The organism is Priestia sp. FW507-14D1A (assembly GCF_058781295.1).
In genome coordinates, this window is record NZ_JBYSWQ010000006.1 from 247311 (window position 1) to 262090 (window position 14780).

14 protein-coding genes are annotated in these 14780 nt (G+C 34.8%); 6 read left to right on the forward strand and 8 right to left on the reverse strand.

Annotation, left to right across the window (positions count from 1 at the left end; translation table 11 throughout):
• Positions 1-204 precede the first annotated feature (204 nt).
• Both cax and AC3WJG_RS20730 read left to right on the forward strand, forming a co-directional pair.
• Positions 205-1248 (forward strand): calcium/proton exchanger, encoded by a 1044-nt coding sequence (gene cax, locus AC3WJG_RS20725; RefSeq protein ID WP_102813299.1) that lies wholly within the window; start codon positions 205-207, stop codon positions 1246-1248.
• A gap of 362 nt (positions 1249-1610) precedes the next feature.
• Entirely contained in the window at positions 1611-3125 is a 1515-nt protein-coding gene (locus tag AC3WJG_RS20730) for an arylsulfotransferase family protein (RefSeq protein WP_253352619.1), read from the forward strand.
• Positions 3126-3383: 258 nt separating this feature from the next.
• On the opposite strand, the gene AC3WJG_RS20735 is transcribed toward AC3WJG_RS20730, so the two are convergent.
• The 4 genes from AC3WJG_RS20735 to AC3WJG_RS20750 form a co-directional block, all read right to left on the reverse strand.
• A complete protein-coding gene (locus tag AC3WJG_RS20735; RefSeq protein ID WP_034276572.1) occupies positions 3384-3785 on the reverse strand; it encodes a hypothetical protein in 402 nt (133 codons plus the stop codon).
• Between the two features lie 308 nt (positions 3786-4093).
• Positions 4094-4276, reverse strand: coding sequence for a hypothetical protein (locus AC3WJG_RS20740; RefSeq protein WP_025749161.1), 183 nt, complete (start codon positions 4274-4276; stop codon positions 4094-4096).
• Positions 4277-4437: 161 nt separating this feature from the next.
• Complete coding sequence (locus AC3WJG_RS20745; RefSeq protein WP_028410006.1) at positions 4438-4926, reverse strand: hypothetical protein; 489 nt, start codon at positions 4924-4926, stop codon at positions 4438-4440.
• Between the two features lie 163 nt (positions 4927-5089).
• Complete coding sequence (locus tag AC3WJG_RS20750) at positions 5090-5677, reverse strand: NDxxF motif lipoprotein (protein ID WP_098332638.1); 588 nt, start codon at positions 5675-5677, stop codon at positions 5090-5092.
• A gap of 192 nt (positions 5678-5869) precedes the next feature.
• On the opposite strand from AC3WJG_RS20750, the gene AC3WJG_RS20755 reads away from it, so the two are divergent.
• The 4 genes from AC3WJG_RS20755 to AC3WJG_RS20770 all read left to right on the forward strand — a co-directional run bounded on the left by AC3WJG_RS20755 (position 5870) and on the right by AC3WJG_RS20770 (position 11129).
• Positions 5870-6763 (forward strand): AraC family transcriptional regulator, encoded by an 894-nt coding sequence (locus AC3WJG_RS20755; protein ID WP_337133346.1) that lies wholly within the window; start codon positions 5870-5872, stop codon positions 6761-6763.
• Positions 6764-7280: 517 nt separating this feature from the next.
• The gene (locus AC3WJG_RS20760) at positions 7281-8783 is read left to right on the forward strand and encodes a spore germination protein (RefSeq protein WP_102814096.1); all 1503 of its coding nucleotides are present in this window, start codon (positions 7281-7283) and stop codon (positions 8781-8783) included.
• A gap of 29 nt (positions 8784-8812) precedes the next feature.
• Complete coding sequence (locus tag AC3WJG_RS20765; RefSeq protein ID WP_102814095.1) at positions 8813-10006, forward strand: Ger(x)C family spore germination protein; 1194 nt, start codon at positions 8813-8815, stop codon at positions 10004-10006.
• A 19-nt stretch (positions 10007-10025) separates the two neighbouring features.
• Positions 10026-11129, forward strand: a complete 1104-nt coding sequence (locus tag AC3WJG_RS20770) for a GerAB/ArcD/ProY family transporter (RefSeq protein ID WP_102814094.1) — start codon at positions 10026-10028, stop codon at positions 11127-11129.
• A gap of 9 nt (positions 11130-11138) precedes the next feature.
• On the opposite strand, the gene AC3WJG_RS20775 is transcribed toward AC3WJG_RS20770, so the two are convergent.
• The 4 genes from AC3WJG_RS20775 to AC3WJG_RS20790 form a co-directional block, all read right to left on the reverse strand.
• Positions 11139-11351 carry a YczF family membrane protein gene (locus tag AC3WJG_RS20775; RefSeq protein ID WP_225049659.1) on the reverse strand — a complete coding sequence of 71 codons (213 nt, stop codon included), beginning with the start codon at positions 11349-11351 and terminating at the stop codon, positions 11139-11141.
• A 704-nt stretch (positions 11352-12055) separates the two neighbouring features.
• Complete coding sequence (locus AC3WJG_RS20780) at positions 12056-12178, reverse strand: hypothetical protein (RefSeq protein WP_337050965.1); 123 nt, start codon at positions 12176-12178, stop codon at positions 12056-12058.
• 312 nt (positions 12179-12490) lie between these two features.
• Positions 12491-13189: a polysaccharide deacetylase family protein gene (locus AC3WJG_RS20785; RefSeq protein ID WP_492588553.1), complete on the reverse strand. Its 699-nt coding sequence runs from the start codon at positions 13187-13189 to the stop codon at positions 12491-12493.
• A gap of 1 nt (position 13190) precedes the next feature.
• Positions 13191-14393, reverse strand: a complete 1203-nt coding sequence (locus AC3WJG_RS20790) for an MGDG synthase family glycosyltransferase (RefSeq protein ID WP_060744996.1) — start codon at positions 14391-14393, stop codon at positions 13191-13193.
• Positions 14394-14780 lie beyond the last annotated feature (387 nt).

A 14780-nucleotide genomic window follows, 5' to 3' on the forward strand; every position in this document is an offset into this window, starting at 1 on the left:
TAGCGCTTTATCTTGTACGATTCTTTTCTTTTTTAACTTTACACCATCTATTAAGTATATTCTCTTTCTATGCGTCGAGTTAATTGCTAGTTGCACTCTCCATGTGAATAACAAAAGTCTTAAGAGTTATATTAATAAAAACGCTAAGATAATATAGAGCTTCTCTTCTTGCTATAGGATCTATAAATGACCATGGAGGAAAATATGAATAAAGTCTTTTTCATTTTTATGATTATTGGTGTACCTCTTTCAATTATTGGCAGCATTTTTAATTGGAATTATATTTTCATGTTCTTTATTTACTGTGTGACATTAATTAGTTTGGCTAATTACATCAGACGTTCTACTGAAAGCCTTAGCGTTGTAGTAGGTCCAACAGCAGGGGGATTACTTAATGCTACGTTTGGCAACGCTGCAGAAATTATTATTTCGTTTTTTGCATTAAGTAAAGGACTAAATACAATTGTCATTTCCTCTATTACTGGAGCAGTCCTCGTTAATCTACTTTTTGCGAGCGGAATATCAATGATTGTTGGAGGAATTCGATTTAAAAAGCAAAAATTTAGTGTGTTTAAAACACGACATAATACCTCTCTCTTAATGTTTGCTATTATCGTAACTTTTGTATTGCCATTTATCTTTGCAAAGCGCTTGGATGATAAAGATATGCAGGTTCTATCAACTTCTTTTGCTATTGTAATGCTGACCATTTACCTGCTTGCTCTTCTTTTTAAACTTGTCACTCATAAGGGGATTTTTACTGGAAACGCAGAAGAAAATGGAGAGGAACCAGAATGGGGAAAAAAGAAAGCAATCGTTGTGCTTGGACTGGCCACAATTGTACTAGCTTATATTAGCGAAAAACTTGTTGGCACCATTGAGCCAGTAGGTGCTGCCTTAGGCTGGAGTCACGTTTTTATTGGAATTATTGTTGTGGCCGTAGTGGGAAGTGCTGCAGAGTACGTGTCAGCAATTGCAATGGCCTATAATAACAGAATGGACGTAATGGTGGAGATTTCCATTGGTTCAACCGTCCAAACGGCCATGTTTGTTGCTCCTATACTCGTTCTGTTTTCATACTTGTATGATTTCTTGCCTCTTGTATTTAATACAGCGGAAATGATTGCGATGATCCTTGCCGCTCTCATGACGGTGACCGTTGTTAACGACGGTGATTCCAACTGGTTCGAAGGTGTTTTACTTGTTGGTACCTACATTGCGATAGGCTTTAGTTTTTACCTTTTATAGAATTTTTTCAAGAAAAAGATGAAAATTTCAGCTTACATAAAGACAACGCTTGGTCATCTTTTTAAATCTTGACGAATAACATATGTACAAAAATTTGCTTTTCTTTTGCATGGTTTTCAACTTTAAACACGATTAAAATATTGCTGCATTGATAATATATAAAGGTATATGAACGAGAAAAACGAGCTCTTATCTGCTAAGGGCTCTTTTTTTACATTTATTTCATCTGCCCTTATATACAAGCATTTAAAATAAATAAAAGACACAAGTAAACCTAAAACATATGTACATATTCTGACGTAAATGACATATTAATAGCTCGACAGTGCTAATAATAAAATTCAGAGGAGATGAGAGTGGGAATGGATAATTTTAATTCACAATCATCCACCAATCATTCAAACCCGCAAGTATGGAATTTTGTTTCGGCTCCTAATTTACATCCCATGAAGGTTACCATTAATGTTGATAAGCCCGGAACAGCTCCAGGCCTATTATTTGTTGCGCCCTATACGGTATATGAAGCAGAGATGATTGGCCAAACTGGGGCACTAATTATGGATCAGACAGGTAATCCAGTGTGGTTTAGACCACTTGCTAGTAGATATATTCAAAACACAGACTTTCGAGTACAAATGTACTGCGGGAACCCTGTTCTTACGATGTGGCAAGGAACAATTTCAGGAACTCAAACCGCAACTCCAAACCTTCCAGCAGGCGACCCTGAACCTGGTGCTTATTTTCAAATTATCAACCAGCATTATAAGGTCATTAAAAAATTATTTGCTAAAAAAGGATTTACAGCTGATGTGCATGAGTTTACAATCACCGAACGGAATACGGCTTTGTTTACGGCAGTAAAACAAGTACCTGCGGATTTATCTAAGTATGGTGGACCAGTACGCGGATATTTTGATGATTACTCTATTCAAGAAGTAGATATTGAAACGGGAGAGCTTCTCTTCTTTTGGAGTGCACTTGAACATATTAATCCAGCTGATTCAGTGGTACCTGCTTCATCCGCGACAAGTTCTAATAATATATGGGATTGCTACCACGTAAATTCAGTCGAAGAAGGGCCAAACAATACACTTCTAGTGAGTATGCGTAATATGTGGGCCATTTATAACATTGATAAAAAAACGGGAAAGGTAGTTTGGCAACTTGGTGGAAAACAAAGTGATTTTAAGTTTGGACCGAACGCTGCATTTTCTTGGCAGCATGATGCGCGCTACAGGTCCGAAAATAGGATAAGCTTGTTTGATGACGCCTGCTGTGCCTCTTCAACCTCTCCTCCTGAGGGACAGGCGCGTGGTCTAATTCTTCACTTAGACTATAAACACAAGGTCGCCAATGTAGATCGAACGTATTATCATGACCCAGCTTTATATGTTCCAAGTCAAGGAAATGCGCAAAAGCTTTCTAATGGAAATCAACTCATTGGGTGGGGGCAAGAGCCCTACCTTTCAGAATTTAAAAATGCTGGTAATACACAAAGAAATCCTTCATTTAATTTGTTGTATGATATGCGGTATCCAAATCAGAATCTTTCTTATCGAGCGTTTAAAAATAAGTGGGTAGGTCTACCACTTTACCCTCCTAGCATAACGGTAGACTTATTGCATGACGGTCAAGCTACAGCTTACGCATCATGGAATGGTTCAACAGAAACAGTTGCTTGGCAGTTACTTGCAGGACCAACGCCTTTTAAATTGTCAGTGGTGATATTTAGTAGCCCTCGTACTGGATTTGAAACAGACATTCATGTCCAGGCAGCTGGCCCCTATTTTCAAGTAAAAGCATTAGACTCCTGTGGGAACGTCATTGGTACATCACCGACTACTTACGTAAAAATAAGACGAAATAGACGAAAGTGAGCATTAATAATCTTCTATTAGATTTTAAAAATGGTCGTATAGCGCCCCACTCAGAAGGCTTGAGGGGGTCTTTTACCTTTTAAGGAATCAACTAGAAATTACATGAGCTAAGGACTTTTTCAAAAAACCGCTACTATATTAATCTAAACTGCAAAAATAAAATTCCTGATATATAATATTATATTTTAACAAATAGTAAGGATAAAGAACTGGGGGAATATTTGATATAGATGAGTATAAGGTGCTTTTTCTCCCTAATTACTTAACTTTTAAAATCATATCTTCTGACTTTTCATTCCATTTAACCGTTAAAATCATATATTCAGGTTTAATTACATCTTTACTAGCATCAATCTTTACTTTTTCTTTGAAATTCCCTTCTTTATTTAACCTTGCGTCTCTTACTGCAATTCCATTTTGATTATTTGAAGTGTCTAAATTAATCCCAAAATCTCCTACGGATTCTACCTTACCACCTAGATAATTTAAGTTCATTTGAGCTGTTTCTTTCCTATTTTCAACAGGATATAACGTAATAGTAGCTGACCAGCTTTGAGTTTCACCTGAAAACTCTAAAGGATCCTCAGCTTTACTTTGACATCCAACTACTAATGAAATAAAAAAGAAAAGACTAAATAAAGCAATATAAAACTTTCTCATGCTCTTCCTCCATGTAAACACCATAATGTCATTTTTACTACTATATATTTTATTAAAATATATACCTTTAGTTAACATGGCGTAGAATATTATCTAGTAAAGAACATATGCAAGATCTTTTTTAATAGCTGTTCATAGGTTTTGAAAGCCGCACTAAATGTGGAACGTTCCTTTTCATTTCCCATCATAATTTTATCCCTTTTTATTTTAAGCGGGTATATTATATACAAGTTTATACAAAATGAATTGTCGTTAGTTTAAATAATGAAAGGTCTCCCAGAAATAATTCTGAGAGATTAGTAAAAAAATTAACCTGTAAAAAAACTTACAACACCTATAAGCACAAAAAATATGAGAATTGCAGATAAAATGAGTACAATTGTAAAGATAGGTTTATACTTTGCTCTACTTTCTTGATTACTTATCTTATTATGTAAATCATCTAATTTTCTTTCAATTTCATCCAGACGTTTTTCCGTGTTAATATCCATCACCTCCTACCTTTTATACGAATTACTTCTATAAAAGTTTCCCAATTACTGTATTTTAAAGAATATATATGTAAAAGCCGTTTTGAATTGTATTTATAGTTAGTTACCGAAATCCCCTTTTCACATAGTGAATTTTCATTTTTTTAAAACCTTCATCTAAATCAAAAGTGAAGTGGACTTACTTGTTTGATAATAAACGAAATGATAAACGAAACAGAAATTGTTGCCGCTAGCTGCTTTGGATTTTTGTAAAAGACTCCGCATAAAACAGCATACATAATGAATTCTTCCATATAACTTACATGGATATAAAATACTCCAACCGCTAAAGAAAGACTTAGCAATAACCCCATAGGCAACGCTGGTAATATCCAAGCTAGACGTAAATTATTTTTAGCCATCCATATAATAGCTGCTAGAAACGGAGACGCTAGTGCGATACTTCCCCACAGTAAAAAATAACTAGTTGGAAAAAATCCAAATAGAAAAGCGGAATATATATAATAGCCTGTTAGCATTCCTATAAAGAACATGAATGTATTAAGAGCCCCACTAATTTTGGTTTTACTATACGCGGCTATAAGGGTAGCAATCAGGACCCAAATACCGGCCCTAGAACACAAATCCCCAAAATACGGCAGAATATTCATCCACCAGCTTCCATCAACACCTGCAATAGTATCTAAATATTTGGCTATTATCCCCAAAGCTGTACCGAAGACTAAATAGATAATAGAAAATGCAAGTTTATTTGTAGACTTAACTACTCCAATAGTAAACTCCCCCTAACCAAAGCAAATCTATTAAATTGTTTTAACTCTTTCGTCCAAAAGCTTTTGTATCAATATTGTTGTCATCTAGAAAATTCTCTATCTTTTTCTGTTCCCTTCCATTTACACCTTCATTTCTATTCATAAGTGACTCAATTTCTGTTTCAGAAAAATCTCCTTCGCTCATATGCTCAACCATGTCATCGATGGCTTGATCCAGTTCATCCAAAATTTGATTGGAACCCATAATAAAGCGGCTAATTCTCTCTGACTCTTTTTTATATCCTTCTGGTAAAGTATTGTGCGAGATATATGTGGAAAAGTTACGATCATTTTCTTTGACCAGATCGTTTAGTTGTTCAAGTTTTTTCGCTTCAGCTTTAGGTAGCTGTTGATCAGAATCCATCATTTCTTCAAATTGATCACTGATATTGGATAAATCCTCGTTAGTATTTAAGTAAGTCTTTATACTTTCTTTCATTTCCTTTTCATCAATTACAGCATTATTTTTCGATGAACTAAATATAGAAGTTGGTAATACAATTTCTTCACTAACTTCTTTTGTACTTTCCTGATAAGAACAAGCACCTAATAAACAAATAATCATTAAGCTAAAATAAAGTTTCTTCAATTCAAACGCTCCCTTTACCAATGTATTAATTCCATTAATTTACATAGAAAATTTTAGCATTAAAATTACCTTAGGACTATACATCTAGAGGTGTATATTGCAAAACTACCCTCATCTAATTGAATATAGCAAAAAATGTTAAGAACAACGATTTGTTTGCTGTTATAGTGAACGTAAGGTAGGTGAATGTAAATGAATTATGTAACTTGTATACAGAGAACGCTAGATTACATTGAGGAGAATTTGGAGACACAAATTACTTTAGAAAAGTTAGCAGAAATTGCTTACTTTTCTCCTTTTCATTATCACCGTGTCTTCCAAGCCATGGTTGGAGAATCGGTGATGGATTATGTGAGGAAACGAAGACTTACACGCGCAGCAGAACGCTTATTTTTCACAGATGAAAAAGTCATTGATATCGCACTTGGTGTTGGTTTCCAATATCAAGAATCATTTAACAGAGCGTTCAAAAACTTTTATGATGTTTCACCGAAGCAATACCGTAACGCAAGGAGAATATCTGGACCGCTGCGGGGAAAAGCCTACCTAACTACCACACTTTTGTCAGGAGGAAATAAGATGGAACCAAAACTAGTCACTAAATCTGCTTTTTATGTCATTGGATATGAGCTAAAAACGAAGAACGAGGGTGGCCAGAATAACAAAGACATTCCTGAATTTTGGCAACAGTACATGCAGAAGGGATTAGGCTCTAAAATCCCCAATCCCTTAAAAGAAAACACGGAGCTTGGTATTTGCACTGATTTTAATCCTGAAACGGGTGAGTTTGTTTATGTAATTGGCATGGAAGTAAAGGAAGGTACTTCAGCGCCTGAAGGAACAGTTTACAGAAGTTTTCCTGAACTAGACTATGCCGTATTTACTACACCAAAATCAAATGAAGAATCTTTTACTTCTTCCATTCAGTCCACATGGAATTATGTTTTTACAGAATGGTTCCCTGAATCGGGTTATGAGCACTACGGATCAATGGAATTCGAACTGTATGATAAAAGATGTTATGGCTCAGAAAATAAAGAGATTGATATCTACATTCCTGTAAAAAAACAGACTGTTAAGGCATAAAAGAGAACTCCCATTTCTTTAAGAGAAAAGTAGCGTAGAAATTCATTTATAATACTGAAGATATTCCTATACAAAAGCCCAACCTCTAAGCAATTAAACTTAAGAGAGGGCTTTTTATTCTTTTGCATTGGGAATTTTGGAATCAATCAATGTGAATATTCACTTCATTTTTAATTATCATAATGTACGATATCGCCCATAAAAACATGAGATATACAGAGAAGTGTGATCTGCTTTTTCTCCAATTACTTAACTCTTAGAACAATACCTTCTGATCTGTCACTGGATATAAAGTAATACTAGCTAACCCGCTTTGATTTTCCTCTAAAAACTCTAAAGAATCCTCAGCTTTACTTTGACATTCAACTAATGCGACAAAATAGAAAACAAAGTTAGATACATTTCCTATCATTTTATTTTATGTATTTTCCTCACGTGCATATTTTTTACATTTTATAGGAATGATAACGTTACTCGTTGTATAACAAATACTCACTCATATAAAAGGTGGTAAAACGTGCGACAAAAATATCTTCTGAAAAACTCTAATAGAGAAAAGACAACAGATTCTTCGGCAACTCCGTTATATGATAATGTAAACAAAAACATAGAGAGACTGTTAAACCAATTAGGAAATAGTTCTGATGTATCATTTCGAATGGTTGAGTCTCCGTATCAAAAAACGTTAAAAGCAGCCGTTATTCACCTTGACGGATTAGCAAATGAAAATATTATAAATGAGAATATCATGACGCCTCTTATTCAGTGGCTTAAAGAAAGTAATCAAGTAGTAACCGTCAAAGAGATAGAAGAACAAATACCCCAGATATTAACTGTATCTCAATTGACTATAAAAGAGAATTGGCATGAATTTATGTCAGCCGTTTTAACCGGTGATACAGTCATCCTACTGAATGGAAGTTCTAAAATTTTCATTGGCAATACAAAAAAACTTCAGTCCCGCGCAGTAACAGAACCTACCAGCCAAACTGTTGTCAGAGGACCTAAAGATAGTTTTACAGAGAATTTAAGGACTAATACCTCCTTGATACGAGCTAGAATTCAGGATTCTAATTTACGCTTAGACAGCATGAAAATTGGAAGCGTAACCCAAACAGATATAGGAATCATGTATATTCAAGGGAATGCAGATGAACGTATTGTGAAGGAAATCAAAGAACGTTTAAAAGAGATTAAGGTAGATGGGGTCCTTGAGTCGAACTATATTGAGGAATTTATCCGGGATGATAGTACCACTATTTTTCCCCTTCTTTTAAATACAGAACGACCTGATGCTGTTGTAGGAAATTTATTAGAGGGCCGAATTGCTATTATTGTACAAGGAACACCTTTTGTATTAATTGCGCCTGCTATTTTTTCTCAATTTTTTCAGTCGCCTGAAGATTATTATCAAAATTATTATATTTCTTCCTTTTTAAGGATATTAAGATTTGGTTCTTTTTTTCTTTCTATGTATGCATCTGCTATCTATTTAGCATTGATTACACATCATCAGGGACTTATTCCAAACACATTAATGGTCAGCTTAATGGCGCAAAGAGAAAGAGTTCCTTTTCCAGCAATTATAGAAATGGTAGTGATGGAACTAGCTTTTGAGATGTTGCGAGAAGCCGGAATCCGAATGCCTAGAGCAATCGGACCAGCAGTCTCCATTGTAGGAGCACTGATTTTAGGACAAGCAGCTGTAGAAGCAGGTTTTGTATCGGCTGCTGTTGTCATCATTGTTGCTATTTCTGCCATCAGCAGTTTTACACTGCCATCTACCAACATTGTCAATGCGGCCCGTGGTTTTCGGTTTATCTTGATTCTAATTTCAGCATTTATTGGCTTATATGGAATTTTGCTTATGACCTTATGTATATGGCTTCATATAAGTAGTCTAAAATCTTTCGGTATTCCCTATTTTTCCCCTTTTGCTCCCTTTGATTTTAAAGAGCAAAAGGATACTTTAGTTCGATTCTCTTTACCATCTCTTTTGAAAAAACATCAAAATAAATAGACGTCATATAAAGATGAATGAGGATAAAAATGAAAACTTATCTTTTGCTTTTATGGATCGCTGCCATTTGTTTATGCGTTTCAGGATGTTCGAATTACCGAGAATTAAACCAAATAGGAGTTATTATAGGATTAGGAATTGATAAGAATGAAAATTTGGAACAACCTTATAAAGTAACCTATCAAATCATTAATCCAAGTGGTTTATCACAGGGCAGTTCGTCAGGAGGACAAGGTCTTTCTGTCATTAACTACACAGTAACTGCCAAAACACTAGTAGAGGCATTAAAAAAAGCCTCCGTCGTCATTCCAAGAGAACATATCACTTCACATCTTTCGCTTATCATTATAGGTGAAAAATTGGCAAGAGATGACCTTAGCTTATTATTTGATGCTTTGGATCGAGGCAAACAAGCTCGTACAAGTATTCCAGTTTTTATTGCACGTGATGGGACTGCTGAAAAATTGCTCGGTGTTATTGAACCTTTTGAGGTTACTCCAGTCAAAAGTATCCTAAGTACCAGCCAGAACAATCAAAAAATGTACGGAATAGTTAGTAATGTACAAGCATATGAAGTTATTTCTATGCTTTTGAGTGAGGGAAAAGATCTATCTCTTCCTGGAGTCAACATTAACAAGCCCTCTCAGAAGGCAGAAGAAGCAGGCAATTTAGAGAATACCAGCCCAAGTGCCATGCAGGTAAAAGGATTAGCCATGTTTAGAAAAGGAAAATTAGTTCGATGGCTGGATGGCGATGAGGCTCGATCTGTTCAGCTTGTTACGTCTAAAGTAAAAAGCACCCCCTTTGTTTTCCCTTGCAGTATAAATGGGAATATCACAGTTACAGCGACAGGAATAAAAAGCCAAATAAAAACCGTAATCCGCAATGGGCAACCTTTCATTCATACAGATTTGAACGTCGTGGGAGAAATTACAGAAACATCATGCCAAAAAGATTTAAACAACCCTAAGGTATTAAAAGAGTTGGAAAAAGAAGTACAAAATGAACTGAAAAAGGAAATTACAAAAACTATTCGCATTGCACAAAAAGAAAAGGCAGATATATTTGGCTTTGGTGATAGCTTGTCTCGAACCAACCCTAGTTATTGGCGTCAGCATAAACAGAATTGGAAGAATCTATTTTCAAGTGCGAAGGTATCGATGAATGTGAACGTCAGTATTGTAAATACCGGAATGCGGACAAATCCTTATGAGGTAAATTAGATGAGGAGCTGAAAAAGCGTTGAATAAAATAAAAATCGAAGGGTTTCAATTATTTTGTATGATGTTTATCTTTATATTAGGCAGTACGTTGCTTTTAGATATCGGAAAGGCTGCTAGGCAAGATGCATGGATGGTCCCCCTTTTGGCTACTTTTTTTGGATGTATACTGTATTTAGTCTACATCTCCTTATATAAGAGATACCCTAATATGCCTTTGACTGGCTACCTCATTAAAATCTGGGGTAAATACGTAGGCGGTGCTATAAGCTTTTGTTATATTATATATTTTGTTTATATTGCTTCAAGAGTACTACGTGATTTTGAAGAATTACTAATTAGCTCTTCTTACTACGTTACATCGATTATTACGCTGGGCATATGCATGACCTTTGTGCTGATTTATAGTATTCATTTAGGAATAGAAGCATTCGCACGAGTTACATGCTTATGTTTTGTTGTTATTTTACTGACTCTTTTTATATTAAATGTTTTGTATATAGTAGGAGGCTACATCAAGGTCGAGAATCTTCAACCCGTATTAGCGAATGGATGGGGAAACATAGGAAAAGAGTTAGTCCCTCTTGGCATTACTGTACCTTTCGGGGAATTGATTACTTTTACTATGATTCTTCCTTATTTAAATAAAAAAAGTCAGGCCGCAACAATTGGGTTATCCGCCATCATAATAGGAGGAATGGTCTTAACCATTAATTCAATTATTCTTTTGTGTGTACTCGGACCAGAGACTGTTTTAAGATCCTCTTTTCCGGCTCTTACAGCTGTGAGTTACATTAACATAGCTAGTTTTATTCAAAGACTGGATACCTTTATTCTTATTCTCATGGTCATTTTAGGTTTTGTTAAAATAACCATCTATTTCTTTTGTGCAGTGATTGGCGCGGCTGATTTGTTTCGAATGAAACCTTCTGTTACAAACATTTATTTAATTGGCGGTGTTATTTTTTTCTCCTCACTGATGATTGCTCCTAGTTACCAAGCTCATATAAATGAAGGACTCAAAATTGTTCCTTATTTATTGCACCTCCCTTTTCATATAGCAATTCCCATCCTATTGCTGATTACAGCATATATAAAACAAAAAATAAAGCCTGCCCTTTCATGACAAGGGAGGCTATTGTTTTTTTAAAACAGGAAAAATGCTAACAGTAAGGAATATCAAAGCAAATAAAATAACCAAAAAATAATCTTCTCCACGGGCAATTACAAAATATTGTTTTAGGTTATAAAACGATTGAAACATATAGTTTCCCTGAAAAACGTCGATGAATGCAATAAGAACATAAGCCCCCAGCAAAATGCATAAGGATGGAATTGTTTTAGCCATTATATCAGCCTCACCTTTTTCTTTTAAATTGCGGTAAATAATATAAAAATATACAAGGCGTCCATGAGATTCAATAATATTTATTAAATGATGGAAAATAATTGATTTTCTGCAAAGCAATCTGTTATAAAAATTTAACGCAACAAGAATTGTGGACATTGAGCTCCAAGGAACTTTGTTCATTCTAATGCACGATTCTATTTTTATAGACTCTTAAGAAATAGTACAAGCCAAGCAGAAGTAATCCTACATTTGTATAAAAATAAAAGATAAATTCATACAAAAAGTTCTTTTGAGCCAATGAATCAAAAACGTAGTGCAATAAGTGGTATAGCGCTACATAGATTAAACAAAGATTCCAGAAAATATTTTCTTCTCTAGAATAAATCTCTCTTAGTAATAAAAGAATGATCCACCAAAACACAAGTATGGATAATGTACTGAGTAAGTTAATTGGATAAGTCTTATAGTAAAAGAAATACGCGCTGCTATAAAATAAAAGCATCGATAGTAACAGCATGAATAGTGGCTTTCTGGAGTGTTTATTGGTGATAAAAAAGTACAAGCCAACTAAAATGGCAATAAAAAAATAAATGTAATTCAACAAATTTCCCATCTTAAACCTCAAAATCTTTATAATTTAATACTATGATATTTAAGTTTCTACTAAAATCTTTTATGTATTGGCTCAAAAACACAGCACTTTACGCTTCCTTGCCTTTTTTATATGTATAATACCCGAAGATAGTAATCCCAAAGGAAACTCCAAAAGCGGTTGAAAATGCTGTTAAAAGATCAAAATTAGAGGTGAACAGAATATTAATCATTAAGTTTCCTCCAAAGAAGATTAAAAAGTATACAAAGAATTTTAAAATAACTTTTTTCAAGAACTACCCTACTTTCATAGATGTCGTTTAAATTGACTGCTGATTCAACATAGATTTTATAAACTGCAAAATTATAAATATATCCAATATAAGATTATATTACCATATATTTTTTACTGGCCATAAAAAAGAACCTCTTTAAAATAGAGGTTCTTTTTTTATAACAGATAAGATATTTAGTTACGGTAATGACAAGAATTAAAATGTCATTCGCAAGCTTTAATAAAGATAATCTTCTAATCCTCTTACTACCTATAGTTTCTCTACCAATTCATCAACACGGACACAAGTGAATCCTTTTGTTTTCACTGTCTTTAATACATCTCTTAACGCATTAATTGTGTTTCTTGGAGCTTCAGATTCTGCTCCGAGCGTATCTCCGCAGTCGTGCAGCAAAATGACGTCCCCGCCTTTTATATTGGCTAGGCGTTTTTTAATCTTTTCGCTTCCGCCAGAGGTTCGCCAATCTTCCGCCATGATTGACCATAGAATAATCTTATATTTACCTCTTCTCATAAAATCGAAAAGGTTGAGCATTCCCCAAGGCGGTCGATAATAAATAGGTGTGACTCCAGTGATAGATTTAATCACCTTGGCTGTATTCTTAACTCCATTTCTAACCTTCCAAGGCGACATAAACCAGTTGGAGTGATGTACGTAGTTATGAATTCCGATTAAGTGGCCTTCACTATGCATGCGCTGAATCAGTTCAGGGTACTTTTCTGCTTTAGTACCGACCACAAAAAAGGTTGCCTTCACCTCATTTTTCTTCAGTAAATCAAGAAGTATGAGGGTATAAACAGGATTCGGACCATCATCAAACGTAAAAGCAATTTTGGATAAATCCCTTCCTCTTTTAACTACGTTCACTCCTAGGCTACGTGATAGGAAATACGGAATAACGGTGTATAATAAAATAAAAAAAATAATAGCAGAAATCATGAACTCCATATTATATACTCACCTCTATCTCCTTTTGCTTTTGTATCGTTCTACTATCTGTTACGTTACGTAATGAACCGCATCTTGCTGCTTCGACAATGACATGGAGAGCTTCCGTGGATGATGTTTTGGTTTGATATTTTTTCATCCTTTGTTTCATCCATCTTAAAGGTACTGAATCGCGGACAAGATTTTCAATTTGCGCAATTAACTCTTTTTCTGACTGTGCAGACAGTGCGAATCCCGAACGACATAAATATTCTGCATTGTCTTCTTCTTGTCCTGGTAACGAATGATAAAGTAGTATTGGCAAACCCATCGCCATTGCCTCAGAGGTTGTTACTCCCCCCGGCTTGCTGATCATTAAATCTGAAATAGCCATTAATTCTTCAACCTTTTCACAGTATCCAAAAATTCTCACGTCATGCTTTGAGTCTTTTAATTCCCACTCTAATTGTGTTTTTAATTTCTTATTTTTACCGCATACTATAAAAAGTTGAATCGGTGTGGAAATGGATTCTAATGCCTTAAAGGTTGAAAGTCCTTTTCCAAAAAATCCGTCTCCCCCTCCCATGATGAGCAGGGTGAACATATTTGGATTGATCATATATTTATCTAAGAGAAGGTCTGTTGGAAGAACATCCATAAATCTTTTCCGTACAGGTATTCCAGTGTTTTTAATTTTGTCCGCCTCTACCCCTAACGCAATTAATTGATCACGCAATCGAGCAGACCCTACCATATATTGATCTGTAGAGGGATGAATCCAATAAGAATGATCCGTATAATCTGTGATGATGGTTATCGCCGGAATATCAATTAATCCTTGCTCTTTTAATTTCGATATTATCCCAGCGGCAAATGGATAGGTACTAACCACTACTTTCGGCTTTATTTCCTGTATGATTTTAAGCACCGTTTGCATGCCCGATAAAAAGATCGAATTTAGCTTAACGGAAAACGAATTTTTTACACGAGTTTTTTTATACAAAAAGCTATACACTTGTGGAAACTTCTTAATGCTTTTTTTATAAATATAATGGCTGATTGGATAAAGGTTGGGATGAACCCACTCCATAATATCAATGGTAATAGGCTCAGCATCAGCAACCATGTCATTTACTGCCTCGCTTATCGCATTTGCCACTTGTTTATGCCCCTCTCCAAATGCAGCGGAAAGAATTAAGTATTTATCCTGTTCACGATTATTCATGACTTTTCCCTCCTTGTAGTTTGTATGCTTTTGCTGTGGGGTGAAACTTAGACTTTTCAGCACATCTTTTTGTTGTTTTGTTTAGGCGATTAAAGAATTGCTCTACTGATAAAAGAGTAAGCATGACAAAAAATTAATAATGGGTAGTTCCCCTTTTTAATCGATTTGTAGGGTATATCTTTTCTTCTTTTTCGTTACATAGATTGGTTAGGAACTCCTTACACTATTTATTAGAAAAACAAACAGTCTTAAGTTGAGCTTTCAAATAGCACATTTTCAGTCTACGTTTTGTAATTAAAAATAGGCTAAAAATAACATTAAAAATCAATGAAAAATCCAGTTTTTTTAATAAATAATGCTACATTAAAAGAAATACAAAGGTGAAAT

Coding starts and splice junctions, on each gene's coding strand:
- cax (WP_102813299.1), top strand. CDS start 205: ATGAATAAAGTCTTTTTCATTTTTATGATTATTGGTGTACCTCTTTCA.
- AC3WJG_RS20730 (WP_253352619.1), top strand. CDS start 1,611: ATGGATAATTTTAATTCACAATCATCCACCAATCATTCAAACCCGCAA.
- AC3WJG_RS20735 (WP_034276572.1), bottom strand. CDS start 3,785: ATGAGAAAGTTTTATATTGCTTTATTTAGTCTTTTCTTTTTTATTTCA.
- AC3WJG_RS20740 (WP_025749161.1), bottom strand. CDS start 4,276: ATGGATATTAACACGGAAAAACGTCTGGATGAAATTGAAAGAAAATTA.
- AC3WJG_RS20745 (WP_028410006.1), bottom strand. CDS start 4,926: ATGAATATTCTGCCGTATTTTGGGGATTTGTGTTCTAGGGCCGGTATT.
- AC3WJG_RS20755 (WP_337133346.1), top strand. CDS start 5,870: ATGAATTATGTAACTTGTATACAGAGAACGCTAGATTACATTGAGGAG.
- AC3WJG_RS20765 (WP_102814095.1), top strand. CDS start 8,813: ATGAAAACTTATCTTTTGCTTTTATGGATCGCTGCCATTTGTTTATGC.
- AC3WJG_RS20775 (WP_225049659.1), bottom strand. CDS start 11,351: ATGGCTAAAACAATTCCATCCTTATGCATTTTGCTGGGGGCTTATGTT.
- AC3WJG_RS20780 (WP_337050965.1), bottom strand. CDS start 12,178: ATGATTAATATTCTGTTCACCTCTAATTTTGATCTTTTAACAGCATTT.
- AC3WJG_RS20785 (WP_492588553.1), bottom strand. CDS start 13,189: ATGGAGTTCATGATTTCTGCTATTATTTTTTTTATTTTATTATACACC.
- AC3WJG_RS20790 (WP_060744996.1), bottom strand. CDS start 14,393: ATGAATAATCGTGAACAGGATAAATACTTAATTCTTTCCGCTGCATTT.